A 25,821-nucleotide genomic window follows, 5' to 3' on the forward strand; every position below is an offset into this window, starting at 1 on the left:
CCATGGCGACATTGGAGCAGCATGGTTGGTAAAGTCTGAACGCCGTTAGAGAATTTTTACCACGGTGCGACCGCGGACCTGGCCGGCCAGGATTTTCGCGCCCCACTCCGGAACTTCGGAAAGCGGAATTTCGTGAGTAATTTCAGCTAGTTTTGTCCGATCCAGATCGGACGCCAGGCGCTGCCAGGCGGCTTTCCGCGGCTCGATCGGGCACATCACGGAATCGATGCCGAGAAGGCACACCCCGCGCAAAATGAAGGGCGCGACGGAAGACGGCAGGTCCATGCCGGCCGCCAAGCCGCAGGCCGCGATCGCGCCGCCATACTTTGTCATCGACAGGAGATTTGCGAGCGTGGTCGAGCCGACGCTGTCGACGCCACCCGCCCAGCGCTCCTTGGCGATGGGCTTGGCGGCCGCTGACAATTCGTTGCGGTCGATCACCTCAGTCGCGCCGATCTCTTTCAGATAGTCCGCTTCGGACGCACGTCCCGTGGAGGCGATGACGTGATAGCCGAGCTTCGAGAGCACGGCGGTCGCAACCGAGCCGACGCCGCCCGCCGCGCCTGTCACCACGACCGGACCGCTGTTCGGCGACACTCCGTGCTTCTCCAGCGCCAGCACGGACAGCATCGCGGTGAAGCCGGCGGTGCCGATCGCCATGGCGTCGCGCGCCGACAGGCCCTGCGGAAGAGCGACCAGCCAGTCGCCTTTCACCCGCGCCTTCTCGGCATAGGCGCCGAGATGGGTCTCCCCCATGCCCCAGCCGGTGCAGACGACTTTATCGCCCGCCTTCCATTGCGGATGCGAGGACTGCTCGACGGTGCCGGCGAAATCGATGCCGGCAATCATCGGAAAGCGGCGCACCACCGGCGCCTTGCCGGTGAGCGCAAGGCCGTCCTTGTAGTTCAATGTCGACCATTCCACGCGGACGGTGACGTCGCCCTCCATCAGCTCGGCTTCGTCGAACTGCGTGAGCTGCGCGGTGGTGCCCTTGTCCGCCTTGTCGATCCGGATCGCCTTGAACGTCGCCACAGCAAAACTCCCTGACTTGTTTCAGGGGATGTTTAGCCGATCAGGCAGGCTGCGCAACCGCCCGCTGGACCGGTTTTTCCACGATCGGAAGATTGATCAGCGCCGAGAGCACGCCGAACAGGATCGAGAGCCACCAGATCGGCGTGTAGGAACCGAACCGCTCGAACACAATGCCGCCGAGCCAGACGCCGAGGAAGCCGCCGACCTGATGGCTGACGAAGGCGAAGCCATAGAGGGTGGCGAACCAGCGCGTGCCGAACATGATCGCGACCAGCGCCGAGGTCGGCGGCACGGTCGACAGCCAGGTCAGGCCGGAGACCGCGCCGAACGCAATCGCCGAGAATGGCGTGATCGGGAACGAGATGAAGGCAAACGTCGCAAGCGCGCGGGTGAAATAGATGCTCGAGAGGATGTAGCGCTTGGGAAGTGAGTTCTGGAGATAGCCGACGCTGAGCGATCCCATGATGTTGAACAGGCCGATCGCGGCGATCACCCAGCCGCCGACTTGCGTGGAGATGCCGTTATCGACCAGGAAGGCCGGCAGATGCACCGTGATGAAGGCAAGCTGGAAGCCGCAGGTGAAGAAGCCGAGCACAAGCAGCACGTAGGAGCGATGGCCGAAGGCTTCCGCGAGCGCTTTGGTGAAAGTCTGCTGGTCCGCGGGCGCCGCGTTTGCCGTGCTTGCGACCGGCGGCGTCGAGAGCGCCAGCGCCAGCGGGATGATCAGCAGCATCAGGAAGCCGAACACGGTGAGCGCCTGCTGCCAGCCGAAATTGTCGATCAGGGCCACACCGATCGGCGCGAACAGGAACTGCCCGAACGATCCCGCCGCAGTGCCGGCGCCAAGCGCAAGGCCGCGCTTCTCGGCCGGCAAGAGCTTGGTAAATGCCGAGAGCACCAGATTGAACGAGCAGCCGGCGAGACCGAAGCCAACCATGACGCCAGCGCCGATGTTGAGCGACAGCGGCGTCGAGGAATAGCGCATCAGGAGCAAGCCGCCGGCATAGAGCAGAGCGCCGACGCACATTACCCGGAACAGGCCGAAGCGATCGGCGACCGCGCCGGCGACGGGCTGGCCCAGTCCCCACAGCAAATTCTGAAACGCGATCGCGAGGCCGAACACGTCGCGGCCCCAGGCATATTCATGGCTCATCGGCTGTACGAAGAAACCGAGCGCCGAGCGCGGGCCGAAGCCGAGCATCCCGATCGCGCAGCCGCAGAGAATGATGATCGCCGGCGTACGCCAGGAGGAGGAACGGGAGACCGAACCGAGCTCGCCCATCTGTGTCGACATGCTGTTCCTCGTGCGTCGTCGCGGATTCGCAAATGGCAGCCGCGAGTCAGCTCGTTTAATGCATCTGCATGAAAACCCCAAGTCAAAAACGATTGCATTCCGCGAAGAGCTGGCGCGGGAGCATTGCATTTCCTCGCGACCTTAGCCGACGCGCCGGGCGCCGGACTTGACGGAAATGTGTGCGGCAAGATCTGGCGGCCCGCCGCGCGCCGTGTTATCTTCGATTTACTCAAGTTGAGCATATCGACGGTCCACCGGCCCCCTCGGCCGGATTTCTCAGGCCACAAATATACTCATATTGAGTACAACGGACATACTCGGGAGGCTTCGATGCCGCTAACTGGAATTTACGGCCCCGACGACTTTGCCAACCGGCCGCAGGGCCACGTCATCGCGCCGGCACGGCCGGGGCAGGCGCGAACCGGACCTCCGCTGCCGATGCCTTCACTGGAATGGACGCCGGAGGTCGAGCGAGCCACCGCACCGCTTTACGAGCGCGTGAAACAGGTGATCCCGCCGATCGAATGGCCGCTGATGGCCCCGACGATCAAGGCGATCAACGAACTGAAGCAGGCGCGCGGCGCGGTGATTCTCGCGCATAATTACCAGGCGCCGGAGATCTTCCACTGCGTCGCCGACATCGGCGGTGATTCGCTCCAGCTCGCGGTCGAAGCCACCAGGGTGAAGGCCGGCATCATCGTCCAGTGCGGCGTGCACTTCATGGCGGAGACGTCGAAACTGCTCAATCCGGACAAGACGGTGCTGATCCCTGATACGCGCGCGGGCTGCTCGCTCGCCGCCAGCATCACTGGCGCCGACGTCCGCCTGCTCCGCGAAAAATTTCCCGGCGTGCCTGTCGTTGCCTATGTCAACACCTCCGCGGAGGTGAAGGCCGAGGTCGATATCTGCTGCACCTCGTCGAACGCGGTTCAGGTGGTCGAGAGCCTCGGCGCGCCCAGCGTGATCTTCCTGCCCGACCGCTATCTCGCCACTTACGTGGCCTCGAAGACCGACGTGAAGATCATTGCCTGGAAGGGCGCCTGCGAGGTGCACGAGCGTTTCACCGGCGCCGAGCTGCGCAGCTACCGCGAGGCCGATCCCTCCGTTCAGATCATCGCCCATCCCGAATGCCCGCCGGACGTGCTGGCCGAGGCCGACTTCACGGGCTCGACCGCGCACATGATCAACTGGGTGCGCGAGCGGCGGCCGCGGCGGCTGGTGATGATCACGGAATGCTCGATGGCCGACAATGTGCGCGCCGAGCTGCCCGATGTGGAGATGCTGCGTCCCTGCAACATCTGCCCGCACATGAAGCGCATCACGCTCGCCAACATTCTGGAGAGCCTGCTGACGCTTCGCGACGAGGTCACGATCGATCCCACGCTTGCGGACCGCGCAAGGCGCTCGGTCGAGCGGATGATCAATCTGAAGAACTAGCAACACACACAGCGGTCGTCCCGGCCTAGTGCGCAATTGCGCACGGGGGCCGGGGCCCATAACCACCGAACGCCGCCGGTTGCAAAGAACAGCGTCAGGCAGCTGAGCCAAACAACAGCTGCTGCGGAGTATGGGTCCCGGCCCCCCGTGCGCAATTGCGCACTAGGCCGGGACGACAGCTGAGAGCTTGGAGAAAGCTATGACAACAAACACCATCCACCCCCTCGCCCGCAGCGCCGACGATGTCGTCATCGTCGGCGGCGGTCTCGCCGGACTCTTTTGCGCATTGAAGCTCGCGCCGCGGCCGGTGACATTGATCTCGGCCGCGCCGCTCGGACAGGACGCGTCATCCGCATGGGCGCAAGGCGGCATCGCCGCCGCAATAGCTGAAGGCGATACGCCGGAAGCGCACGCCGCGGATACGATCGCCGTTGGCGGCGGCATCGTCGACGAAGCTGTCGCATTGGAAATCGCGCGCGAGGCCGCGCCGCGGATTCACGATCTTCTCGCCTATGGCGTGCCGTTCGACCGCGATCTCGAAGGCAGGCTCGCCGTCGGGCGCGAGGCCGCACATTCGGCGCGGCGTATCGTCCATGTGCGCGGCGACGGCGCGGGCGCCGCCATCATCGCAGCCCTGAGCGAGGCCGTGCGGCGCACACCATCGATCCGGCTGATCGAAGGCTTTGTCGCCGAAGCGCTGTTGACCGAGGACGGCGCTGTCATCGGCCTTCAACTGCGCGAAGTCCGCAATTACGCCGCACGGCCGGTCCTCCTCGCTGCGCGGACGGTGGTGCTCGCCACCGGCGGCATCGGCCATCTCTATGCCGTCACCACCAATCCGCGCGAGGCCAGCGGATCCGGCCTTGCGATCGCCGCACGCGCCGGCGCGGTCATTGCAGATCCCGAATTCGTGCAATTTCACCCGACCGCCATCATGGTCGGCCGCGATCCCGCGCCGCTCGCCACGGAAGCCCTGCGCGGCGAAGGCGCGACGCTGATCAACGGCCGTGGCGAGCGTTTCATGGCGGCGCGCCATCCGCTCGCCGAGCTCGCACCGCGCGACATCGTGGCCCGCGGCGTGTTCGCGGAGATCTCGGCCGGGCGCGGCGCCTTCCTCGATGCGCGGCAGGCGCTGGGCGCACGTTTTGCCGACAGGTTCCCGACCGTTCATGCAAGCTGCATCGCCGCCGGCATCGACCCCGCCACGCAGGCCATCCCGATCGCACCGGCGGCGCACTATCACATGGGCGGCATCGCGGTGGACGATCGCGGCCGCAGCTCGATCGACGGGCTCTGGGCCGGCGGCGAAGTGTCGTCCACCGGCGCGCATGGCGCGAACCGGCTTGCGTCGAATTCGCTGCTGGAGGCCGTGGTCTACGCCGCACGCATCGCCGACGACATCGCCGGCCGCACCATTCCCTCGCCCGCGCGCCTTGCGGACGTGCCGACGCCGCGGGGCGACGCGCCGGATGCTGCGGACGTGAACCGGCTGCGGACGCTGATGAGCGCGCATGTCGGCGTGATCCGCAATGGTGAGGGGCTTGCGGAGGCGGTCCGCAGCTTCGCCGCGCTCGAATGCGAGGCCGCGAGCATCACGGTCTGCAACATGGCAACGGCAGCCCTGCTCGTGGCGGCGTCGGCCTGGAACCGGCGCGAGAGCCGCGGCGCGCATTTCCGCTCCGACCATTCCGCGGACGTTCCCGCGCTCGCGCAACGCACGATGACGACGCTCGCAGCAGTGCGCGAGATCGCAGATGGCCTAACCGAACGCCCGACACCACGCATCGCGCAACCCATGATCGCTTGACGGAGTCCGCCATGATCACCCCAACCTCTCTGCTCTACCCCGACGCCTTCCTCTCCCCGCTCGCGATCGACGAGGCTGTGCACCGCGCGCTCGATGAGGATCTCGGCCGCGCCGGCGACATCACCTCGCTTGCGACGATCCCCGAGGCAACGAAGGCGCAAGCGATCCTGGTCGCACGGCAATCCGGCGTGATCGCCGGCTTGCCGCTGGCGCTCGCCACCCTGCAAAGGCTTTCGCCCGACATCGAGGTACGCGCACATGTTCGCGACGCCGCGCGCGTCGCCCGCGGGCAGCAGGTGCTGACGATCTCGGGGCCGGCACGCGCCGTCCTCACGGCGGAGCGGACCGCGCTGAATTTCGTCGGCCGCCTGTCAGGCGTTGCGACGCTCACGGCGGACTATGTTGCGCGCACCGAGGGCACCCGGATGCGGATCTGCTGCACGCGAAAAACCACGCCGGGATTACGGGCGTTGGAGAAATACGCGGTACGTTGCGGCGGGGGCTTCAATCACCGCTTCGGGCTCGACGACGCGATCCTGATCAAGGACAACCACGTCGCGGTCGCCGGCGGTATCCGCCCCGTGCTGGAGCGCGCCCGCGCCCATGCCGGCCATCTCGTCAAGATCGAGATCGAGGTCGACACGCTGACGCAGTTGCGCGAGGTGCTCGACACCGGCCTTGCCGACGCCGTGCTGCTCGACAACATGGACATTGCGACGCTGCGCGAGGCCGTTGGGATCAACGAGGGACGCCTCAAGCTGGAGGCATCCGGCGGCGTCACCCTGGGCTCGATCGCAGCCATCGCGGCGACCGGCGTCGACTACGCTTCAGCCGGCGCGCTGACGCATTCGGCACCGAATTTCGACTGCGCGCTGGATATCGAGATGTGAGGCGCTACCTTCGCTCGATCGTGCCCATCTCGGCGGAGCTCTTGGCTTCCTGGGTGAGTTCGGCGGAGAGCGCGGCGGTCTGCGCCGGCGTGCCCCAGCTCGGTTCCTCGCTGCCGTCGCCCCAGGCGCGTGGGCGATAGAAGGTGTGGACGCCGGTCTTGTACATCTTCTTCATCTCGGCGACCCAGGACGGGCGCACCCAGTAGGCGTGGTAGTGCGTGGACTTGCCGACCTCGGGCAGCCAGATCTGGCCGTCGAGCATGGCCTTCGAGATCTTTTTCGCACGCTCCCACATCTCGGGCTCGCGGATCACGTCGGCATTGTTGTCGCAGGCAAAGGTGAACTGGCAGGCGAAATGCCGGTGCTTGTTCTGATAGACGGCGCCGCACACCGTGTCCGGATATTTGCCGGAGAACACGCGGTTCATCACCACCTGCGCAACCGCCATCTGACCGCGCACGGCTTCGCCGCGGGACTCGAAATAGACGGCCTCCGCGAGGCATTTTTCGGACTTCGCGCGCGACTTGTCGTCGAGCGCGAGCCGTTCCGCCGGCGATCTGGCGCGCTGGTTGTCGACGTTGACCTCACCCTTCGGCGCGACGCTCTCGCCGCTTTCGATATCCTTCGCAATATCCTCCGACGGCGGCGACAGCGAGGCCGTCACCTTCATGTCGGGGTCGGGCATCACGATCAGCGGCTCCGCACCCGGTTGCCAGCTCTCGATGCTCTCGACATTGCCGCCGAGCGAGGAACTGCCGAAGAATAGGTTCGAGGTCTTGACGCGGAACGGATCGCGCGGCGGTGCAGCCGGAATGGTGGCCTGCTTCAGCGCTTCGAGCGGCTGGAGCGCGATCGAGCGCGCGGCGTCGCTGGCCTGTGGCGCATTGGTGTATTGCGGCAGCGGCGGCGCGCGCAGCGCCTCCGCGAGTTCGGGATCGAGCGCGGCCGCGGACTCCGGCGACATCGCCTGTGGCAGCGCGACGGTCTTGGCGCCGAACACCGAGCTGTTCGACGTCGCGGGATCTTCCTGCGTCGGCGCTGCCGTCGGCGCGCCCGCTTCGGGAGCCTGCGTCGGTGTGACCGTTGCGAGGCGGTCACCCTTCATCGAGCGATCGACCTTGGGAAAATCGGCGGCCTGGTAGCGCGGCGGCGCCTGCAGCGCCGGATTGCGGCTGATCGCGCCGGTGACGTCGCGGCCGTCGAGGCTCGCGAGACGAACCATCGCGCTCTGCGGAGCCGAAGTGCCGATCGGCCGGGAAAAACTGTAAGTGGCCAGCTGTATGGAGGACGCAGCAGAGAATACCTGCTTCTGCCAACGCTCCGCGACGCCGGGTTGGCGCGCCAGCAGCGAGGCAATGTCCTGATAGCCGGTCTCTCTCGGCATCAATGCGAAGATGCAGAGACCGATGCCGAAGGACGCGAACCGCGCGCCCTTCGGATGGGTACGCAACAAAAACATCGATACGCTCACGCTACGCTTACGCTAGAAAAATCGAGCCGCAGTACATCCGTGCAATTCGATCTTTATCGTGAGTATCTAATTTAGGTTGCCGGGGCGTTAATCGGCGTTGCGCATGCGGCACACGCAAGCAATCGCAGGTGTTTTCACGGGGCGACGATGCGCATTGGTAAACGCGCCCTCACGCTGCGCGGTAAACAATTGGTCAACGCGAATGGTGAAGGAACTCTTGCTCGCACGTGTCATTACGGGACGCGATAGGTTCGGTCCCATCGCCACATCAACAGTAGCTGTCATGCCCCGCGAAGGCGGGGCATCCAGTACGCCGCGGCTTCTGCGTTCAAGCACTAACGTCTCGGCGTACTGGATCGCCCGGTCAAGCCGGGCGATGACAGCGAGTGTGCGGTGATCGCAATGGCGGCGTGGCGAGAGCATCGCTCCAAACAAAAGAGGCGGGGTTTAGCCCCCGCCTCTTTCGTTCTCAACATTTCAACTCGTCGCTTATGCCTGGCTCGCAACCGCCTTGCCGAGCGCGGCTTGCGCGGCGGCGAGGCGGGCGATCGGGACGCGGTAGGGCGAGCAGGAGACGTAGTCGAGGCCGATCGCGTGACAGAAGGCGACGGAGGCGGGATCGCCGCCGTGCTCGCCGCAGATGCCGACCTTGAGCGAGGCGCGCGTCTTGCGGCCGCGTGCGACGCCGATCTTGACGAGCTCGCCGACGCCTTCCTGGTCGAGCGCGACGAAGGGATCGATCGGCAGGATGCCCTTGGACACGTAGGTGCCGAGGAAGCTCGCGGCATCGTCACGGCTGATGCCGTAGGTCGTCTGCGTGAGGTCGTTGGTACCGAACGAGAAGAACTCGGCGCTCTCCGCGATCTCGGCCGCGAGCAGGCAGGCGCGCGGCAGCTCGATCATGGTGCCGACCTGGTAGGTCAGCTTGGTGTTGGTGTCGCGCATCACCGCCTTCGCGGTGGAATCGATGCGCGCCTTGACGAGGTCGAGCTCCATCTTGGTGGCGATCAGCGGCACCATCACCTCGAGGCCGACGGCCTTGCCGGTGCGCTTCTCGGCCTCGACTGCCGCTTCGAAGATCGCGCGCGCCTGCATCTCGGCGATCTCGGGATAGGCGATCGCGATACGGCAGCCGCGGAAGCCGAGCATCGGGTTGAACTCCGACAGCTCGCGCGCGCGGTCGGCCAGGCGCCGCGGGTCGGTGTTCATGGCGCGCGCCACTTCCTCGACCTCGGCATGGGTGTGCGGCAGGAACTCGTGCAACGGCGGATCAAGCAAGCGGATCGTGACGGGCAGACCCTTCATGATCTCGAACAGCTCGACGAAGTCGGCGCGCTGCATCGGCAGCAGCTTTGCCAGCGCAGCGCGGCGCGACTGCTCGTCCTCGGAGAGGATCATCTCGCGCACCGTGCGGATGCGCGTCTCCTCGAAGAACATGTGCTCGGTACGGCACAGGCCGATGCCTTCCGCGCCGAACTTGATCGCGGTGTGCGCGTCTTCCGGCGTGTCCGCGTTGACGCGCACGCCGATCTTACGGACCTGGTCGGCCCATTTCATTAGCGTGCCGAACTCGCCGGACAGCTCGGGCTCGATCATCGGCATGCGGCCGGCGAGCACCTGACCGAGCGAGCCGTCGATGGTGATCACGTCGCCGGTCTTGAAGGTGCGCGAGCCGATGCTCATGGTGCCGCGGCCGTAATCGACGCGGATGGTGCCGCAGCCGGAGACGCAGGGCTTGCCCATGCCGCGCGCGACCACCGCAGCATGCGAGGTCATGCCGCCACGGGTGGTCAAGATGCCTTCGGCGGCGTGCATGCCGTGGATGTCCTCGGGGCTGGTCTCGATCCGGACCAGAATCACCTTGCGACCGTCGGCCTGAAGCTTGGCCGCCTCGTCCGAGGAGAACACGATCTCGCCGGAGGCCGCACCCGGCGAGGCCGGCAGGCCGGTCGCGATCACGTCGCGCTTGGCATTGGGGTCGATGGTCGGATGCAGCAGCTGATCGAGCGAGGCGGGGTCGATCCGCGTCACCGCTTCCTTCTTGGTGATCAGGCCTTCATTGGCGAGCTCGACCGCGATGCGCAGCGCCGCTTTCGCGGTGCGCTTGCCGCCGCGGGTCTGCAGCATCCAGAGCTTGCCCTGCTCGACCGTGAACTCCATGTCCTGCATGTCGCGGTAGTGCTTCTCGAGCAGCGTGTAGATCCGGGTCAGCTCGTTGAAGGCTTCCGGCATCGCCGATTCCATCGACGCCTTGTCGGAGCCCGAGTCCTTGCGCGCTTCCTCGGTGATGTCCTGCGGCGTGCGGATGCCCGCCACCACGTCCTCGCCTTGCGCGTTGATCAGGAACTCGCCGTAGAGCTTGCTCTCGCCGGTCGAGGGATTGCGCGTGAAGGCAACGCCGGTCGCCGAGGTCTCGCCCATGTTGCCGAACACCATGGCCTGCACGTTGACCGCGGTGCCCCAGGATTCCGGAATGTCGTGCAGCCTGCGGTAGGTCACCGCGCGCGCGTTCATCCAGGATGAAAACACCGCGCCAATCGCGCCCCAGAGCTGGTCGTGCGGATCCTGCGGAAAATCCTTGCCGGTTTCGCGCGCGACCGCGTCCTTGTACTTGCCGACCAGATCGACCCAGTCGTCGGCGGTGAGATCGGTGTCGAGCGTGTAGCCCTGGCTGTCCTTGAAGGTGTCGAGGATTTCCTCGAAATGATGATGCTCGAAGCCGAGCACCACGTCCGAATACATGGTGATGAAGCGGCGATAGCTGTCATAGGCGAAGCGGCGATCGCCCGACAGTTCCGACAGCGCTTCCACGGTCTCGTCGTTGAGGCCGAGATTGAGCACGGTGTCCATCATGCCCGGCATCGAGGCGCGGCCGCCGGAGCGCACGGAAACGAGCAGCGGGTTCCTGGAATCGCCGAAGATCTTGCCGGTCAACTTGCCAACATGATCGAGCGCCTTCTCAACCTGCGACTTCAATTCCTTGGGGTAGGATTTGTCGTGCGCGTAGAAATAGGTGCAGACCGAGGTCGGGATGGTGAAGCCCGGAGGCACCGGCAGGCCGAGATTGGCCATCTCGGCGAGGTTGGCGCCCTTGCCGCCGAGCAGGTCGCGCATCTCCGCTTTGCCCTCGGCCTTGCCGTCCCCGAACGTGAACACCCACTTGCCGGCCTTGGCCGCAACAGGCGCCGCCTTGATTGAAGCAGCCTTGCTCGGTACCGACTTCGCGGCGACCTTCGGCGCAACCGGCTTCTTCGGCGCCTTCGCAACAGCCTTGGAAACGGCCTTGGCCGCAGGCTTCACAGCCGGCTTGGCAGCAGCCTTGGCCACGGGCTTCGGGGCGCGCTTGGCAAGTGCCTTGCGGGCCGCCGGCGCGGCTTTCGCCTTGGCAGAGGACTTTGATTTCGCTGGCATTTTCGCTGAAGTTTTCGAGGCGGCTTTGGCCATAGCTTGCACACAACCTGCGAGAGGAATGGGTAATCGCGGGCCTTACACCACTTTGGGCAGGTCCGCGCAAGTCGAAGAGTTCCGTAGAATGAAGGCCTAGAGATGGAGCCACTTCAACAATCCGAGCCCGATCGCACCATTTATGATGAGAAAAATCGCGACGATCAGGTTCAGCAGGCGCGGCATGATCAGGATGAGCACACCCGCAAGCAGCGACAGGATCGGCGAGATATGGGCGACGGTGATGTGCATGAACTTTCTTTCCGTGGGGTGGGGGCGAATCGCGGCGGGATCATAGCGGACTAGGTTCCGCGGGTAGAGACGCACTGGGCGGGCGCGAGTTCCCGGCTTCGCGAAAACTGCCCGAAAATGCCGCGAATGCGGCGGCCGTTTTCCGGAACATCGCGAAGACGCATGCATTGGCAACCGGTCGCGCCATTGGCGCTTCCCGAAAACCTTCTCGAAGGAGTTGCCCATGCGGAACAGGATTCTTGCTCTTGCAGCGCTCGCGGCCGCGATCGGCTCGCCCCTTGCGGCGCAGGCGCAAAGCAGCGTCACAGTGGGACGCGCACCCGTCGTCGTCGACAGCGGTCCGACCATTGCGGTCGAGCAGCGGCCGGCGTTCCGCGACTATGTCGTCGAACAACGTGTGCCGGCTTTCCGCATCCCGGATCGCGTGGTGGTCGGTGCCACCTTACCTGAAAGCGGCGTGACCTATTATGACGTGCCGCAACGTTTCGGCGCCACCACCTATCGCTACACCGTCGTGAACGGCGAGACCGTGCTGGTCGAGCCGCGCTCGCGGCGCATCGTCGAGGTGATGGACTAGCGTCTTCAGGGATCGACTAGGTGTCCGGCGCGTCACATCAATCAGGCTGACGCGAGCAGTAGAGTCGGACATCAGGCCCCGCCCGGTCCTCCCCCCGCCGGGCGGGGCTTTTTGTGCTTCGTGTGTGCGTGCTCTCGTGTCCCGGACGCGACGCAGCGCGTAGCGTTGCGGCGCAGAGCCGGGACCCAGAATCTTTTGCGGCGGCATGGGCCCCGCTCTGCAGCGCACCGCTAAGAAGCGCTGCGCCGCGTCCGGGGCACGAGGTCAATCCTGGATCTTCGAGAAATCCGCCACCGCACGCGTGGCGCTGCGGATCTCGTTGAGCAGCTTCAGGCGGTTTTCGCGCACCTTCGCATCCTCGTCGTTGACGCGAACTTTCTCGAAGAACGCATCGACCGGCGGGCGTAGCTTGGCCATCGCACTCATCGCGGCAGCGAAGTCTTCCTTCGCGACAGCAGCGCTGGCTTCCGCCTTCACTTCGCCGATCGCCTTGGCCAGCGCCTTCTCCTCGCCGAGGCCGTAGAGTGCAGCATCGGGCGCGCCGTCGAACGTGCGCTTATCCTTCTTCTCCTCGATGCCGAGGATATTGCTGGCGCGCTTGATACCGGCGAGCAGGTTCTTGCCGTCGTCGGTCTCGAGAAACTTGCCGAGCGCCTCGACGCGGCGAACGATCATCAAGAGATCGTCCTGGCCGCCGAGCGCGAACACGGCATCGACCAGATCGTGCCGCGCGCCCTGCTCGCGGAGTTGAACCTTCAGCCGGTCTGCGAAGAAAGCAAGCAGGTCGCTCGGAAGCTTCTGCGCATCGGCAGGCTTCAAGGACAAGCCGGCGAGTGCGGACGCCGCCATCTTCATGATGGACAGACGCAGTGCGTTCTCAGCGATCAGCCTGATCACACCTAGCGCCGCGCGACGCAACGCATAGGGGTCCTTGCTGCCCGTCGGCTTTTCGTCGATCGCCCAGAAGCCAACCAGCGTGTCGAGCTTGTCCGCGAGCGCCACCGCGACGCTGACCGGATCGGTCGGCACGCGATCGGCAGGACCTTGGGGCTTGTAGTGCTCCTCGCAAGCCGCGGCGACGGACGCATCCTCGCCCTGGGCCAGCGCATAGTATTTGCCCATTAGGCCCTGCACCTCGGGGAATTCGCCGACGACTTCGGTCAGCAGATCGGCCTTGGCCAGATGCGCGGCACGCGTCGCCTTCGCGACATCGGCACCGACAAGCGGCGCGATCTCGGCGGCGAGGCGTTCGATCCGCTTGATGCGTTCAGCCTGAGTGCCGAGCTTCTCGTGAAACACGATCTGCTCGAACTTCGGCAGACGATCCTCGAGCTTCGTCTTCAAATCCGTCTCGTAGAAGAACTTCGCATCCGACAAGCGCGGACGGATCACGCGCTCGTTGCCGGCGACGATGGTCTTGCCGCCGTCGGGCGCCTCGATGTTGGCGGTGAGGACGAACTTGTTGGTCAGCTTGCCCGTCTTGGAATCCCTGACGACGAAGCACTTCTGGTTGTTGCGGATCGTGGCGCGGATCACCTCGTCCGGGATCGCCAGATATTCCGGCTCGAACGATCCCATCATGACGACAGGCCATTCGACGAGGCCCGAAACCTCGTCGAGCAGCACCTGGTCCTCGACCAGCTCGAACCCTTGCGCGAAGGTCAGCTCCTTGGCGTCGGCGAAGATGATGTCCTTGCGCGCCTGCGGATCGAGGATGACCTTGGCAGCCTTCAGCTTCGCTTCGTAGTCCTCGAAGCGGCGCACGGAAATCGCGCTAGGAGCCATGAAGCGGTGACCGTAAGTGGTCTGGCCGGCCTCGATGCCATCCACCGAGAATTTGACGACATCGGGCTCTTCGGTCTCGGGTCCGAACGTCGCGGTAATCGCGTGCAGCGGACGCACCCAGCTCAGCGAGCCCGGTTTACCGGAGCGCGCGCCCCAGCGCATCGATTTCGGCCAGGGGAAAGTGCGGATGATCACGGGAAGGATTTCCGCGAGCACGTCGATCGCGTCGCGGCCGGGCTTCTCGATCAGCGCGATGTAGAAGTCGCCCTTCGGGTCGCGCTGGATCTTGGCCTCGTCCAGCGACGTCAAACCCGTCGCTTTCAGAAACCCCTGCACGGCAGCATCGGCCGCGCCGATCTTCGGTCCACGGCGTTCGGTCTTCAGGTCAGGCTGGCGCGCAGGGATGCCGTGCACGGTGAGCGCGAGGCGGCGCGGCGTCGCGAACGCCTTCGCGCCCTCGTAGACGAGGCCTTCGGCGACGAGCTTGTCGGTGACCATGCGGCGCAGGTCCTCCGCCGCCTTCGCCTGCATGCGCGCGGGGATTTCTTCGGAGAACAGTTCAAGCAACAAATCAGGCATCAGGCCGCTCCACCGGCTTCGGTGTGTATCCAGGCCTCGCCGCAAGCCTTTGCCAATTCGCGCACGCGAAGAATGTAGCTCTGCCGCTCGGTCACCGAGATCACGCCGCGCGCGTCGAGCAGGTTGAACACATGGCTTGCCTTGATGCATTGGTCATAGGCCGGCAGCGACATCAGATGGGCCTCGCGCTTGCCGGACTCCGAATTTTTTTGCCAACCTGCCTCGAGATATTTCCGGCAGGCAGATTCCGCCATCTTGAACTGCTCGAACAGCATCGCGGTGTCGGCCACTTCGAAATTGTGCTTCGAATATTCCCGCTCGGCCTGCAGGAAGACATCGCCATAGGTGACCTTGGCGTCACCTTCGCGGCCGTTGAAGTTCAGGTCGTAGACGCGATCGACGCCCTGCACGTACATCGCGAGCCGCTCGAGCCCGTAGGTAAGCTCGCCCGCGACCGGCGCGCATTCGACACCCGCGACCTGCTGGAAATAGGTGAACTGGCTGACTTCCATGCCGTCGCACCAGCACTCCCAGCCGAGGCCCCAGGCGCCCAGCGTCGGGCTCTCCCAATCGTCCTCGACGAAGCGAATGTCGTGCATGGCGGAATCGATGCCGATCGCGGCGAGCGACTTCAGGTACAGCTCCTGAAGGTTCGGCGGCGACGGTTTCATGATCACTTGGAACTGGTAGTAGTGCTGCATCCGGTTCGGATTCTCGCCGTAGCGGCCGTCCTTGGGACGCCGCGAGGGCTGCACATAGGCCGCATTCCAGGGCTTGGGCCCGAGTGCGCGCAGCGTGGTCGCCGGATGGAAGGTACCCGCACCCATTTCCATGTCGTAGGGTTGCAGGATCACGCAGCCCTGCTCGGCCCAGAACCGCTGGAGCGCGAGGATAAAACCCTGGAACGAGCGTTCCGGGCGCATATGGGCGGGCAAGGAGGCGTCCATCGTCAGATCGGGCTCTCGCGGGGGGTTGAATCGCGCGGGACCGTATCGACGGCAGGGGTGGGAATCAAGGCAAAGGGGGTTGAAATGGGCTGTCATTCCGGGGCGCCCGAAGGGCGAACCCGGAATCTCGAGCTTCTCAGGTGCGCAACTGCGCACCCTAGTTCGATGCTTCGCATCGCCCCGGAATGACGGCGTATGGAAAGACGCCAGCTAGCCCGGCCGATAGGCTCCGGTCACGGGATCCTGCTTCAGCGTCTGGACGGCCCCCCTATGGGCGGCCTCGGCGACGCGTGAGAGGCGCATCTCCTCCAGCTCCTGGTTGATCCTGACGGCGGTCTTGTAGGCCCAGCGGACCACGGCAAGCCCGCCCAAGACGCCCGCGAAAGCGACGAACGGCGGCATCGGTCGATCCTTGTTCAATGCTCAGCCCCCACGCGCATTCTTGCGCAGACCGGGCCGCGCCGCAATTGGCTCAGCCTCAAGTCTCCTTGGGACCAAATGGCGCGGAGGGGCTCCGTCTAGAACCCGAATTTCGCCCAGATCGCGCGCGTCTCGACCGCCGAGATCAGGTCGTCCGGCAGGCCGGCTATCGATTCCAGGGCCGAAAGCTGCCCCGCGCCGGGCGATTTCCGGCCCAAAAGGCTGGAGAGCAGACCGGTCGGCTGGGCAATCACGGGGGTGAGAACCTTCTCGCCATAGCGGGCACGAAGAGTTGAGCGGAGATCGCCGATGCTGTCGGCGAGCCCCAGCGCGATCGAACTCTCGCCGGCCCAGTATTCGCCCGTGAACAGGGTGTCGTCGGAGCCCTTCAACCGCGCGCCGCGGCTCTCCTTCACGAGCGCGATGAAGATCTGGTGGATCTCGCGCTGGAGCGCCTTCAGCTTGGCGACGTCGTCGGGGTTTTCAGGGAGAAACGGGTCGAGCATCGCCTTGTGCGCACCGGCGGTGTAGAGGCGCCGCTCGATGCCGAGCCGCTTGATCGCCTCCTGGAAACCAAAACTGCCGCCGACCACGCCGATCGAACCGAGGATCGAGGACGGATCGCAGATGATCTCGTCGCCGGCGCAGGCGATCATGTAGCCGCCGGAGGCCGCGACGTCCTCGACGAACACCAGCACCGGCAGCTTCTTCTCCGCCGCGAGCTGCTTGATGCGCAGGTAGATCTGGCGCGACTGCACCGGCGAGCCGCCGGGCGAATTGATCACCAGCGCCACCGCCTTGGCGTTGCGCGTCGAAAACGCCCGCTCCAGCACCCGCGAAACGGTCGCGAGCGTCATACCCGGACGCAGCGGCGTCACCGCGCCGATCACACCGGACAGCCGCACCACCGGCACCACGGCCGTGCCGGGACGGAAGCGCGCCGGCAGATATTGCATGAGCTTGTCGGCCAGGCCGGAACTCTCACGATCGTTCAATTGTTCGGCCATGCCGTTACCTCTGATTAACCATTTCTTATCACGCGACTGTCATTGGAAGGGCCCGGAACGTGTTTTGCAAAAACCCCGTTGAGAGGCTGCAATGGGCCAGCGGAGAACACCATGAAAATCTATCTGCTGATGCTGCTGATCGGTGCGCTATTCATGGCGATCCGCCTGACGACTCCGCAAGAGCACCAGTCGGAATCGCTTCCGCAATAGCTCAGCACGGTTCCACCAGGGGTAGAACCGCCCTTCCCTCCAGAATATCCATCACCTCTTTTTTAGGCACGCGTGACTCTTCGTTGAGCATGAGGCCAGGCAACAATCGTGCCGGGGCCCTCCCGCCCTTGACCGCGCGCACCAGCACGCGGATCGCGGGCCGCCCGGCTTCACCGTGAACCGGCAGAATCACAAGACTGCCGAAGCCGCGAGACAGCGCCGCCAAAACCTCCGCGATCCCATCTGCGCGCCAAATCAATGTCAGCGCGCCATTCGAGCGGAGGATGCGCCGCGCCGCATGCACCCAGGCATTCAGCGTCTCATCCGTCGCCACATGCGCGATCTGGCGCGCCTGGTCGGCCGAGCCGCGATGGCGAGCGGGATCGTTGAAGGGCGGGTTCGTCAGCACCACGTCGACGCTGTCGGGCGCGAGCCCGCTGGCCGCGAAGGCCTGCGCGTCCGCGGTGACGTCGAGCACGATCGTCTCGGCGGCAATCGCATTCGCTGCCGCATTGGCGCGCGCAAGCTCCGCCAGCTCGGGATCGATCTCGACCAGGCCGAGCCTGATCCCGGCAACGCGCCGAGCCAACGCAAGCCCGGCCGTGCCGATGCCGGCACCGAGATCGACGACACGGTCGCCCGCCCTCGCCTCCGTCGCCGCCGCGAGCAGAATGGCATCGTGCCCGGCGCGATGGCCGGACCGCTTCTGCTTCAGCCGCAATTGCCCGCCGAGAAAGGCGTCCTCGGTGAGGTCTGCCAGTGCTTCACTCATCGCCGCGCAGTTCGTGGCTGAGGCCGGCTTCGGTCAGAAGCTGCCGGGCCTCGATGGCGTCGTCCTCGTGGACCAGGATCCGCCGCGGCAAAATGCCGAGCGAGCCCTCGATGATGCTCATGTTCTGGTCCAGCACCAGATGATGGATGTTGGCGCCGTCGAGCAGCGCGCCGATCGCCGACACCAGGACCATATCGTTGGTCCGAACCAGTTCTCGCAAAACACAAGCCTCCTGCCTGACGGGGATTAAGCGCCAAATGTCAATGGTTCCACGGCCCTTGCCGCATCCCCGTCCAGTTTCTATTGTCTTTCCATCAGAATAGCCCTTCCGGGGCAAATATTGGAGACCGGCGTGGCCGTCATCGTACCTTTCGAAACTCCCGGCGCGTCGATCGAAGAGCTGGTTGCCCTTGTCGCCGGTGACATGGAGCGCGTCAACGCCACGATCCTGTCGCGGACCGGTTCGGACGTGACCATGATCCCGGAGGTCGCCAACCATTTGATCTCCTCCGGGGGCAAGCGCCTGCGGCCGATGCTGACGCTGGCCATGGCCAACCTCGCCGGCTACACCGGCGACGGCCATATCAAGCTCGCCGCCAGCGTCGAGTTCATGCATACCGCCACCCTGCTCCATGACGACGTCGTCGACGAAAGCGAGATGCGCCGCGGCAAGCTGTCGGCGCGCATGCTCTGGGGCAATGAGGCAAGCGTGCTGGTCGGCGACTTCCTGCTCGGCCAGGCCTTCCGCATGATGGTCGAGGTCGGCTCGCTCCGCGCGCTCGACATTCTCTCCGCGGCCGCCGCCACCATCGCCGAGGGCGAGGTGATGCAGCTTGCCGCCGCCAAGAACACCGCGACCACCGAGGACGAATATCTCGCCGTGATCCGCGGCAAGACCGCCGAGCTGTTCGCGGCCGCCTGCGAGGTCGGCCCCGTGATCGCCAATCGTCCGAAGGCGGAGCAGACCGCCTGCCGCTCGGTCGGCATGAATCTCGGCATCGCCTTCCAGCTCGTCGACGACGTGCTCGACTATGGCGGCAAGAGCGCGAAGCTCGGCAAGAATACCGGCGACGATTTCCGCGAGGGCAAGATCACGCTGCCCGTCGTGCTCGCCTTCCGCCGCGGCAACGACACCGAGCGCGCCTTCTGGATCCGCGCGCTCGAGCGCGGCGAAATCGGCGACACCGACCTCGACCACGCCATCGGGCTGATGAACAAGCATCGTGCGCTCGAAGACACGCGCAGCCGCGCCCAGCACTACGGCGCCATGGCGGTGGACGCGCTGGCGCTGTTCCCATCCTCGCCAATGAAGAGCGCGCTGGAGCAGGTCGTGGCGTTCTGTCTGGCACGGTCGCATTAGGGCTCCGCATCCTTAGCGCTTGCTGGTCGCCACACCCTCAGTGTCGTCCCGGCGAAGGCCGGGATCCATTACCCCGGTCAGCGTCGTCTGAGCGCGCTGTGGCCACCATCGTGCCACCACAACAACAGTCGTGGCTATGGGTCCCGGCCTTCGCCGGGACGACATCGTTGAGATAGCCTCACCACTTCATCAACACCGTCATTGCGAGCGCAGCGACAGCTCCAGCTTCGCAGCTGCCTTGGCTCCCTCCACCCGCATCGGCCACTGCTCGCCAAGTAACTTGCATTTTGCAAGCCACTCTCCTACCTTTGCCTCATGCAGCCCAAATCCCCTTCCATCCAGGAATGTCCGGTCGGCCGCGCCGTGGAGACGGTCGGCGAATGGTGGAGCATTTTGATCCTGCGGGATGCGTTCCAGGGCGCAACGAGGTTCGACGAATTTTCGCAAAGCCTCGGGATCGCGCCGAACATCCTGTCGCGGCGGTTGGCCCATCTCACCGAAAGCGGCATGTTCGTCCGCCGCCGCTACAATGAACGGCCGCCGCGCTATGAATATGTGCTGACGGACAAGGCCCGGGACTTCTTCCCCGTGGTCGCGACCCTGCTCGCCTGGGGCAACAAGCATCTCGCACCGAAGGGCGAAGCGATCCTGCTCGCGAACCGGCGCGATCGTCGTCCATTCAATCCGGTGGTGGTCGATGCCGCCGACATGCAGCCGATTACGCTCACCAATGCGGTCATCATCGCCGGTCCCCGCGCCAGCCGTCTCATGCGCAAACGGCTGACCTCGCTCAAAGCCATGAACCCGGCCGTCGCGCCGGCTGGAGACTGACATGCGTCGTATCGTCGTGACGGGAATGGGCGCGGTGTCGCCGCTTGGCTGCGGTGTCGAACTGTCGTGGCGCCGGCTGCTGGCCGGTCAAAGCGGGCTGCGCCCGCTGCCGGAATGGTCGCAGGCGCTGCCGGCACGCATTGCCGGCCTCGTGCCCGACAAGGCCGATGATGCGGACGGCGGCTTCGATCCCGCGCAGGCCGCCGCGCCGAAAGACCAGCGCAAGATGGACCGCTTCATCCTGTTCGCGCTGCTCGCCACTGCAGAAGCTGTGGCGCAGGCCGGCTGGACACCGCAGGACGCGGCAGCACAGGAACGAACCGCGACGATCATCGCCTCCGGCGTCGGCGGTTTTCCGGCGATGGCGGAGGCGGTGCGCATCACCGAACTGCGCGGCCCGCGCCGGCTGTCGCCGTTCACGATCCCCTCTTTCCTCGCCAATCTCGCTGCGGGGCACGTCTCGATCAAATACGGCTACAAGGGAGCGCTGGGCACACCGGTCACGGCGTGCGCCGCCGGCGTTCAGGCGATCGGCGATGCCGCGCGCATGATCCGCGCGGGCGAGGCTGATGTGGCGATCTGCGGCGGCGCGGAAGCCTGCATCGACATCGTCAGCCTCGGCGGCTTCGCTGCGGCCCGCGCACTGTCGAGCGGGTTCAATGACGCACGCGCCTCGCGCCCGTTCGATCGCGACCGCGACGGTTTTGTCATGGGCGAAGGTGCCGGCATCCTGGTGATCGAGGAGCTGGAGCATGCATTGGCGCGTGGCGCGACGCCGATCGCGGAGATTGTCGGATACGGTACGACCGCGGACGCCTATCACATGACATCGGGTCCGCCTGACGGTGACGGCGCGCGGCGCGCCATGGAGATCGCGCTCCGGCAGGCGAAGCTTGCGCCTGCGGATTTGCAGCACCTGAACGCGCATGCGACGTCGACACCGGCCGGCGACGAGAGCGAGCTTGGCGCGATTGCCGCCCTGTTCGGTCGTCACCGCGGCATCGCCGTGAGCGCGACCAAATCGGCCACCGGCCATCTGCTCGGCGCCGCGGGTGGGCTGGAAGCGGTCTTCACCGTGCTCGCCCTGCGCGACCAGATCGCGCCGCCGACGCTCAATCTCGAAAACCCTGATCCCGCCGCTGACGGCATCGACATCGTCGCCGGTGTGGCGCGCCCGATGCCGATGCAGCACGCGATCTCGAACGGGTTCGGATTCGGCGGGGTGAATGCCAGCGTGATCTTCCGCCGGATGGGCTAAACGCAAGCCTTGTAGACGACGGGGCCTTGCAATCGCGGCAAGCATCGCTACCAAAGCAGGATGATCAACACGAATTTCTGGCTGTTCCTGGCCGCCGCTTGTCTCATCGCCGCCGTTCCCGGCCCCGGTATTTTCTACGTCGCGGCACGGACCTTGTCGGAAGGGCGCGCCAGCGGTTTTGCATCGACCGTGGGCACCGCGCTCGGCGGGCTGGTTCATGTGGTCGCAGGCAGCCTCGGCATCTCCGCCGTCATTCTTGCCAGCGCCGAGCTGTTCGCCGCCGTGAAGTTTGTCGGCGCACTCTATCTGGTCTGGCTCGGCATCAGGACCTTTCGCAGCGCCGGCCGCACGCTGTCATTCGACAGCGAGCCCGTCGGCGACAAGCGCGCCGTTCGCGACGGCGTGCTGGTCGAGGCGCTGAACCCGAAGACCGCCGCCTTCTTCCTCGCCTTCATTCCGCAGTTCCTTGACCCCGCGGGATCGAACCCGACACTGCAATTCATCATGTTGGGTGCGATCTCGGTGACGCTGAACACGCTCGTCGACATCGTGGTGGTGCTGATGGCCTCCGCGACACGCACGCAGTTGATCGGAAGGCCGCATCTGATGCGACGTCTCACCCAGGGCTCCGGCGTCTTCATTGCAGGGCTCGGCCTGTCGCTCGCACTGGCGCGGCGGCCCGTGAATGGATAGCTCCACCATGCTCGCCCCGCAAAGCCGCACTTACGAGTCTCACGGCCTGCGGCTGCATTATGCCGATTGGGGCAACGACGGCGCGCCGATCGCCATCCTGGTTCATGGCGGCCGCGATCACTGCCGGAGCTGGGACGTCATCGCCCGGTCGCTGCAGCCGCATTTTCACGTGCTCGCACCCGACCTGCGCGGTCACGGCGATTCCGACTGGACCAAAGGCGGCAGCTATGCGCTGACCGAGTATGTGTACGATCTCGTCCAGCTCGTCCGCGTCGTCGCGGCACCTCAAGTCACTCTCATCGGCCATTCCATGGGCGGCATGGTCAGCCTGATCTTTACAGGGTCATTCCCCGAACAGGTCTCGAAGCTCGTCGTGCTCGACGGTGTCACGATGTTGCCGGATACTCCAAAACCGCCGGTGCATGAGCGCATCGGCAAATGGGTCGGTCAACTCGACAAGCTGCACGACCGCGCACCGCGCCGTTATTCGACCCTCGAAGACGCGGCGGCGCAGATGGTGCTTCACAACAAGCGGCTGTCCCGCGACCTCGCGCTGCATCTCGCCACCCACGGCGCGCGGCAGAACGACGACGGCACCTATAGCTGGAAGTTCGATCCCTACCAGCGCGCCTCTGCGCCGCACCGGCTCTGGCCGGACGATCACATCGCGCTGTGGTCCCGTATCACCTGTCCGACGCTGCTCTTGAATGCCGGCGAAAGCTTTCTGGCTGGCGCGAGAGCCGCAGGCCTGGAGCGCTACTTTCCGCAGGCGCGCGTCGAGACCATCGCCGGGGCCGGACACTGGCTGCAACATGACAAGCCGCAGGAGGTGTTAGGTGAGATCCGGGAGTTTCTCGGGCTGGCCTAGCTCAGCGTCCCCGCGTGCACCCACCAGCCGGAATGATCCCTGCGGATCGTCTCGGCGGCGGCATGCGCTTCGGAAGATTCGCCATAGATCGCAAAGCACGTCGCACCCGAGCCGGACATGCGGGCAAGCTTGACGCCGGCGGAGCCACGCAAGGCTTCCAGCACGTCGCCGATGACAGGCTCGATGCGCATCGCGGGGGCTTCGAGATCGTTGGCGACGGTCTCGAGCGTGTCGACCCAATCGGCAATGGAGGCGCCCTCGCCCGGCCAGGCCGGAGCGTCGAGGACGGAGGTGGCGCCGACCAGGAGTTCGCCGTTGCGCAGGCCCAGCGCCTGGAACACGTCCTTGGTCGCGACCGGCACGCGCGGATTGACCATCACGCACGGCATGCTCGGCAACGCGAGCGGCAGCAGCTGTTCGCCGACACCGGTCATGTCGCAGGCGCGCGAGAACAGACACACCGGCACGTCGGCACCGGTCGCAAGCGCAACCTTCTGCAGCCGCGGGTCGTCGAGCGAAAGATTGTTGAGACGCGCCAGCAACCGCAGCGCCGCAGCCGCGTCGGCCGAGCCGCCGCCGATTCCGGCCGCGACCGGGAGCACTTTGTCGAGCGCAAAGGCGCCCAGCTTCAGGTTCGGAACGGCTTCGGCCAGGAGCTTGGCCGCCTTGAATACGAGGTTGTCGGCCATATCGCCGCAGGCCGCCGCGAGTGGCCCTGTCGTGGTGAGCTTCAGCTCGCTGCCGGGCTCAAGCGTGAGCCGGTCGGCGCAGTCGGCAAACGCGACCACGCTTTCGAGATCATGATAGCCGTCGGCACGACGGCCGACCACGCGAAGGCTCAGATTGACCTTCGCGCGCCCTTCTTCAATCAACGCCGGCATTGACGACACGCCCCCAGAACTTAGTTCTTCCTACGCATGATCTTGCCGGAAAACCGCTACACACTTTTCCGGATCATGCGCTCAACTCAGCCGCCCTTGCCGTCGTCCTTTTTCTTCTCCTTCTCCGCCTGCGCAGCCGAGGAGTTCGAATTGTCGTCGGTCATTCCGTTGGCAATCTTGGCCTCGATCTTCGGAAGCTCATCCGCTTCGGGCTTGAGATCGCGGGCGTGCGCCCACTGGAACTTGGCTTCCAACGTGCGGCCGACGCGCCAATAGGCGTCGCCAAGGTGATCGTTGATCGTGGGATCCTCGGGCTTGAGGTCAATGGCGCGCTCGAGGTTCTTCACCGCGTCCTCGTAATTGCCGATGCGGTAATAGGCCCAGCCAAGGGAGTCGACGATGTAGCCGTCATCCGGGCGCTGCTCGACCGCCCGCTTGATCATCTTCATGCCTTCGTCGAGATTGATGCCCTGGTCGATCCAGGAATAGCCGAGATAGTTGAGGACGTGGGGCTGGTCGGGCTGCAGCTCCAGCGCCTTCTTCATGTCGGCTTCGGCCTTGCCCCACTGCTTGGAGCGCTCCTCGCAGATGCCGCGATAATAATACCAGACGCTGTTGGCCTTGTCGTTGCCGGCCGGCAGCACGTCGACGCCTTGCGAATAGGTCGCGCCGCATTCGCCGAACTTCTTGCGGCCGCGCTCGATGTTGCCGAGCGCCATGATGGCTTCGAGATCCTTGGAATCCTCAGTGGTGACGCCCTTGAGGATCTTGATCGCCTCGTCGGTGCGGTCGGCGGAATCCAGATCGATGGCGAGCTGAATCTGGGCGTTGCGTTTGAGCGGCGAGGACGCCGGCACCCGCTCATAGACCTTGATCGCCATCTGCGGCCGCTTCACCGATTCATAGAGATCGGCGAGCGAGAGCAGCGCCAGGGGATGGGTGGGCTGGAGGTAGAGCGAGAGCTGGAGGTAGACCAGCGCCAGATCCTCGCCGCCGCGGCGGGTCAGTGTGGCGCCGATGCCGTAGAGTGCTTCTGCGGCGCCGGCTTGCGCGCTATCGACCAGCGGCGGCATCTTCTTGCCGGCCTTGGTGTCGCGCAACCCTTCTACGATCAGCGGATGGCGGGCGAGCTTCTTGTCGAAAGCCTGGTAGACGGTGGTCGCGGCGGCCGAGTCCTTGTTGCGCGACAGCCAGCGCGCATAGGCCTCGGTGACACGCAACATGGAATCGTCGAGCTTGTAGGCACGCTCGAACCGGGCGCCCGCGTCTTTCTCCTTGCCGGCGAGCTCGAGGATCATGCCGGCATGGAGATCCTTGAACAGCGGATACCATTCCGGACCGGCCAGCTTGTCGATGGTGGCGACGCCGCCCTTGGCATCACCCGCACCATAGGCGGCCCAGCCCGACAGCAGCGTGGCGACGAGATCGGTGATCGGACCGCGGATCGACTGGTTGATGTTGGTCTGCGCGGTCGCGTACTTCTTGAACTTGAGATCGTGCACGCCGACGACGAGGCGCGCAACGCGGTTGGTCTTGTCGATGGTCAGGATGCGCTCGGCGAGTTTGACGGCTTCGTCGATGTCACCGTCGGCGACCGAAGAGATGAAGGCGCGGTCGAGCAGCTCGTTGTTCTTGGGATCGGTGCGCAGGGCCGAGCGATAGAACGCGGCGGCGGAGGCCGCGTCGCGCTCGACGCTGGCGTGGCGGGCGGCGAGATAGCTGCCGGAGGTGGTCAGCGCCTTCAGATCGTTTCGGGTCGGAAACTGCGCCGCCGTGTCGGACGGATGGTCCGGCGTCTGCGCCAGGACCGCGCCGGGGACCGTCGCCATCGCTGAGCCCATGAGGGCAATGGCGGCAACAGTCCAGCGGTTGAAACGATTTGAAAACATCAGGGCTCGCCTTGAGTTGGTAGTGCCTGGGTCTGAAGAAGGCCGTATCGCATGCGAACGCGGCCGGTGGCATGGGGACCCGGAACCGTCGGGCCGACAATGCCGCTTTTGGCGCTT

The 25,821-nt window shown here is 65.3% G+C and carries 22 protein-coding genes; 9 read left to right on the top strand and 13 right to left on the bottom strand.

The annotated features are described in order from the left end of the window. Nucleotides 1–45 precede the first annotated feature (45 nt). Both acuI and AC0L30_RS29040 read right to left on the bottom strand, forming a co-directional pair. The gene (acuI, locus tag AC0L30_RS29035; protein ID WP_219684675.1) at nucleotides 46–1,032 is read right to left on the bottom strand and encodes an acrylyl-CoA reductase (NADPH); all 987 of its coding nucleotides are present in this window, start codon (nucleotides 1,030–1,032) and stop codon (nucleotides 46–48) included. 40 nt (nucleotides 1,033–1,072) lie between these two features. Then, on the bottom strand, nucleotides 1,073–2,326 hold the full coding sequence (locus AC0L30_RS29040; protein WP_007594939.1) for an MFS transporter: 1,254 nt from the start codon (nucleotides 2,324–2,326) through the stop codon (nucleotides 1,073–1,075). A 330-nt stretch (nucleotides 2,327–2,656) separates the two neighbouring features. On the opposite strand from AC0L30_RS29040, the gene nadA reads away from it, so the two are divergent. The 3 genes from nadA (at nucleotide 2,657) to nadC (ending at nucleotide 6,460) form a co-directional block, all read left to right on the top strand. Next, complete coding sequence (nadA, locus tag AC0L30_RS29045) at nucleotides 2,657–3,763, top strand: quinolinate synthase NadA (RefSeq protein ID WP_007594940.1); 1,107 nt, start codon at nucleotides 2,657–2,659, stop codon at nucleotides 3,761–3,763. Nucleotides 3,764–3,962: 199 nt separating this feature from the next. Beyond that, nucleotides 3,963–5,570 carry an L-aspartate oxidase gene (locus AC0L30_RS29050; protein WP_473405773.1) on the top strand — a complete coding sequence of 536 codons (1,608 nt, stop codon included), beginning with the start codon at nucleotides 3,963–3,965 and terminating at the stop codon, nucleotides 5,568–5,570. Between the two features lie 11 nt (nucleotides 5,571–5,581). Beyond that, the gene (gene nadC / locus AC0L30_RS29055; protein ID WP_007594942.1) at nucleotides 5,582–6,460 is read left to right on the top strand and encodes a carboxylating nicotinate-nucleotide diphosphorylase; all 879 of its coding nucleotides are present in this window, start codon (nucleotides 5,582–5,584) and stop codon (nucleotides 6,458–6,460) included. 4 nt (nucleotides 6,461–6,464) lie between these two features. Here nadC and AC0L30_RS29060 read toward each other — a convergent pair whose 3' ends face one another. From AC0L30_RS29060 to AC0L30_RS29070, 3 genes are all read right to left on the bottom strand, one after another. Then, the gene (locus AC0L30_RS29060; RefSeq protein ID WP_473405774.1) at nucleotides 6,465–7,919 is read right to left on the bottom strand and encodes a cell wall hydrolase; all 1,455 of its coding nucleotides are present in this window, start codon (nucleotides 7,917–7,919) and stop codon (nucleotides 6,465–6,467) included. 501 nt (nucleotides 7,920–8,420) lie between these two features. After that, nucleotides 8,421–11,375: a pyruvate, phosphate dikinase gene (ppdK, locus tag AC0L30_RS29065; protein ID WP_473405775.1), complete on the bottom strand. Its 2,955-nt coding sequence runs from the start codon at nucleotides 11,373–11,375 to the stop codon at nucleotides 8,421–8,423. Between the two features lie 96 nt (nucleotides 11,376–11,471). Further along, nucleotides 11,472–11,627: a DUF3096 domain-containing protein gene (locus tag AC0L30_RS29070; protein ID WP_007594951.1), complete on the bottom strand. Its 156-nt coding sequence runs from the start codon at nucleotides 11,625–11,627 to the stop codon at nucleotides 11,472–11,474. Nucleotides 11,628–11,850: 223 nt separating this feature from the next. On the opposite strand from AC0L30_RS29070, the gene AC0L30_RS29075 reads away from it, so the two are divergent. Beyond that, nucleotides 11,851–12,204 carry a DUF1236 domain-containing protein gene (locus tag AC0L30_RS29075; protein ID WP_007594952.1) on the top strand — a complete coding sequence of 118 codons (354 nt, stop codon included), beginning with the start codon at nucleotides 11,851–11,853 and terminating at the stop codon, nucleotides 12,202–12,204. Between the two features lie 264 nt (nucleotides 12,205–12,468). Here the strand turns inward: AC0L30_RS29075 and glyS are convergent, their stop codons facing one another. From glyS to AC0L30_RS29105, 6 genes are all read right to left on the bottom strand, one after another. After that, entirely contained in the window at nucleotides 12,469–14,568 is a 2,100-nt protein-coding gene (glyS, locus tag AC0L30_RS29080; RefSeq protein WP_473405776.1) for a glycine--tRNA ligase subunit beta, read from the bottom strand. Then, complete coding sequence (locus AC0L30_RS29085; protein ID WP_219684680.1) at nucleotides 14,568–15,515, bottom strand: glycine--tRNA ligase subunit alpha; 948 nt, start codon at nucleotides 15,513–15,515, stop codon at nucleotides 14,568–14,570. The genes glyS and AC0L30_RS29085 overlap by 1 nt, the downstream gene beginning before the upstream one ends. 210 nt (nucleotides 15,516–15,725) lie before the next feature. After that, the gene (locus AC0L30_RS29090; protein ID WP_007607173.1) at nucleotides 15,726–15,917 is read right to left on the bottom strand and encodes a hypothetical protein; all 192 of its coding nucleotides are present in this window, start codon (nucleotides 15,915–15,917) and stop codon (nucleotides 15,726–15,728) included. A 116-nt stretch (nucleotides 15,918–16,033) separates the two neighbouring features. After that, nucleotides 16,034–16,942, bottom strand: a complete 909-nt coding sequence (locus AC0L30_RS29095; RefSeq protein ID WP_219684681.1) for a S49 family peptidase — start codon at nucleotides 16,940–16,942, stop codon at nucleotides 16,034–16,036. A 211-nt stretch (nucleotides 16,943–17,153) separates the two neighbouring features. Further along, complete coding sequence (locus AC0L30_RS29100; protein WP_473405777.1) at nucleotides 17,154–17,924, bottom strand: tRNA1(Val) (adenine(37)-N6)-methyltransferase; 771 nt, start codon at nucleotides 17,922–17,924, stop codon at nucleotides 17,154–17,156. Continuing rightward, nucleotides 17,917–18,144, bottom strand: coding sequence for a putative signal transducing protein (locus AC0L30_RS29105; protein ID WP_007607161.1), 228 nt, complete (start codon nucleotides 18,142–18,144; stop codon nucleotides 17,917–17,919). Before AC0L30_RS29105 ends, AC0L30_RS29100 begins: the two co-directional genes overlap by 8 nt. 132 nt (nucleotides 18,145–18,276) lie before the next feature. Here AC0L30_RS29105 and AC0L30_RS29110 point away from each other — a divergent pair, with 132 nt between their 5' ends. The 5 genes from AC0L30_RS29110 to AC0L30_RS29130 all read left to right on the top strand — a co-directional run bounded on the left by AC0L30_RS29110 (nucleotide 18,277) and on the right by AC0L30_RS29130 (nucleotide 22,934). After that, the gene (locus AC0L30_RS29110; RefSeq protein WP_007594965.1) at nucleotides 18,277–19,284 is read left to right on the top strand and encodes a polyprenyl synthetase family protein; all 1,008 of its coding nucleotides are present in this window, start codon (nucleotides 18,277–18,279) and stop codon (nucleotides 19,282–19,284) included. A 315-nt stretch (nucleotides 19,285–19,599) separates the two neighbouring features. Then, nucleotides 19,600–20,115 carry a winged helix-turn-helix transcriptional regulator gene (locus tag AC0L30_RS29115; RefSeq protein WP_007594966.1) on the top strand — a complete coding sequence of 172 codons (516 nt, stop codon included), beginning with the start codon at nucleotides 19,600–19,602 and terminating at the stop codon, nucleotides 20,113–20,115. A gap of 1 nt (nucleotide 20,116) precedes the next feature. Beyond that, the gene (fabF, locus tag AC0L30_RS29120) at nucleotides 20,117–21,373 is read left to right on the top strand and encodes a beta-ketoacyl-ACP synthase II (protein WP_473405778.1); all 1,257 of its coding nucleotides are present in this window, start codon (nucleotides 20,117–20,119) and stop codon (nucleotides 21,371–21,373) included. A gap of 60 nt (nucleotides 21,374–21,433) precedes the next feature. Next, nucleotides 21,434–22,066, top strand: a complete 633-nt coding sequence (locus AC0L30_RS29125; protein ID WP_473405779.1) for a LysE family translocator — start codon at nucleotides 21,434–21,436, stop codon at nucleotides 22,064–22,066. A 7-nt stretch (nucleotides 22,067–22,073) separates the two neighbouring features. Then, nucleotides 22,074–22,934 carry an alpha/beta fold hydrolase gene (locus tag AC0L30_RS29130; RefSeq protein ID WP_473405787.1) on the top strand — a complete coding sequence of 287 codons (861 nt, stop codon included), beginning with the start codon at nucleotides 22,074–22,076 and terminating at the stop codon, nucleotides 22,932–22,934. On the opposite strand, the gene AC0L30_RS29135 is transcribed toward AC0L30_RS29130, so the two are convergent. Both AC0L30_RS29135 and AC0L30_RS29140 read right to left on the bottom strand, forming a co-directional pair. After that, nucleotides 22,931–23,815 carry a 4-(cytidine 5'-diphospho)-2-C-methyl-D-erythritol kinase gene (locus AC0L30_RS29135; RefSeq protein ID WP_354127370.1) on the bottom strand — a complete coding sequence of 295 codons (885 nt, stop codon included), beginning with the start codon at nucleotides 23,813–23,815 and terminating at the stop codon, nucleotides 22,931–22,933. The genes AC0L30_RS29130 and AC0L30_RS29135 overlap by 4 nt on opposite strands. 86 nt (nucleotides 23,816–23,901) lie before the next feature. Next, nucleotides 23,902–25,704, bottom strand: coding sequence for a tetratricopeptide repeat protein (locus AC0L30_RS29140; protein WP_219684687.1), 1,803 nt, complete (start codon nucleotides 25,702–25,704; stop codon nucleotides 23,902–23,904). Nucleotides 25,705–25,821 lie beyond the last annotated feature (117 nt).

It is taken from the genome of Bradyrhizobium sp. MI1.11 (assembly GCF_055811255.1).

Bases quoted from the DNA above. Each gene is read 5' to 3' on its own strand.
- ppdK (WP_473405775.1), bottom strand. From the start codon at position 11,375: ATGGCCAAAGCCGCCTCGAAAACTTCAGCGAAAATGCCAGCGAAATCA.
- nadC (WP_007594942.1), top strand. From the start codon at position 5,582: ATGATCACCCCAACCTCTCTGCTCTACCCCGACGCCTTCCTCTCCCCG.
- AC0L30_RS29140 (WP_219684687.1), bottom strand. From the start codon at position 25,704: ATGTTTTCAAATCGTTTCAACCGCTGGACTGTTGCCGCCATTGCCCTC.
- AC0L30_RS29130 (WP_473405787.1), top strand. From the start codon at position 22,074: ATGCTCGCCCCGCAAAGCCGCACTTACGAGTCTCACGGCCTGCGGCTG.
- AC0L30_RS29040 (WP_007594939.1), bottom strand. From the start codon at position 2,326: ATGTCGACACAGATGGGCGAGCTCGGTTCGGTCTCCCGTTCCTCCTCC.
- AC0L30_RS29090 (WP_007607173.1), bottom strand. From the start codon at position 15,917: ATGCCGCCGTTCGTCGCTTTCGCGGGCGTCTTGGGCGGGCTTGCCGTG.
- AC0L30_RS29050 (WP_473405773.1), top strand. From the start codon at position 3,963: ATGACAACAAACACCATCCACCCCCTCGCCCGCAGCGCCGACGATGTC.
- nadA (WP_007594940.1), top strand. From the start codon at position 2,657: ATGCCGCTAACTGGAATTTACGGCCCCGACGACTTTGCCAACCGGCCG.
- AC0L30_RS29115 (WP_007594966.1), top strand. From the start codon at position 19,600: ATGCAGCCCAAATCCCCTTCCATCCAGGAATGTCCGGTCGGCCGCGCC.
- AC0L30_RS29095 (WP_219684681.1), bottom strand. From the start codon at position 16,942: ATGGCCGAACAATTGAACGATCGTGAGAGTTCCGGCCTGGCCGACAAG.
- AC0L30_RS29085 (WP_219684680.1), bottom strand. From the start codon at position 15,515: ATGGACGCCTCCTTGCCCGCCCATATGCGCCCGGAACGCTCGTTCCAG.
- glyS (WP_473405776.1), bottom strand. From the start codon at position 14,568: ATGCCTGATTTGTTGCTTGAACTGTTCTCCGAAGAAATCCCCGCGCGC.
- AC0L30_RS29135 (WP_354127370.1), bottom strand. From the start codon at position 23,815: ATGCCGGCGTTGATTGAAGAAGGGCGCGCGAAGGTCAATCTGAGCCTT.
- AC0L30_RS29125 (WP_473405779.1), top strand. From the start codon at position 21,434: ATGATCAACACGAATTTCTGGCTGTTCCTGGCCGCCGCTTGTCTCATC.
- AC0L30_RS29060 (WP_473405774.1), bottom strand. From the start codon at position 7,919: ATGTTTTTGTTGCGTACCCATCCGAAGGGCGCGCGGTTCGCGTCCTTC.
- AC0L30_RS29070 (WP_007594951.1), bottom strand. From the start codon at position 11,627: ATGCACATCACCGTCGCCCATATCTCGCCGATCCTGTCGCTGCTTGCG.
- AC0L30_RS29075 (WP_007594952.1), top strand. From the start codon at position 11,851: ATGCGGAACAGGATTCTTGCTCTTGCAGCGCTCGCGGCCGCGATCGGC.
- AC0L30_RS29100 (WP_473405777.1), bottom strand. From the start codon at position 17,924: ATGAGTGAAGCACTGGCAGACCTCACCGAGGACGCCTTTCTCGGCGGG.
- fabF (WP_473405778.1), top strand. From the start codon at position 20,117: ATGCGTCGTATCGTCGTGACGGGAATGGGCGCGGTGTCGCCGCTTGGC.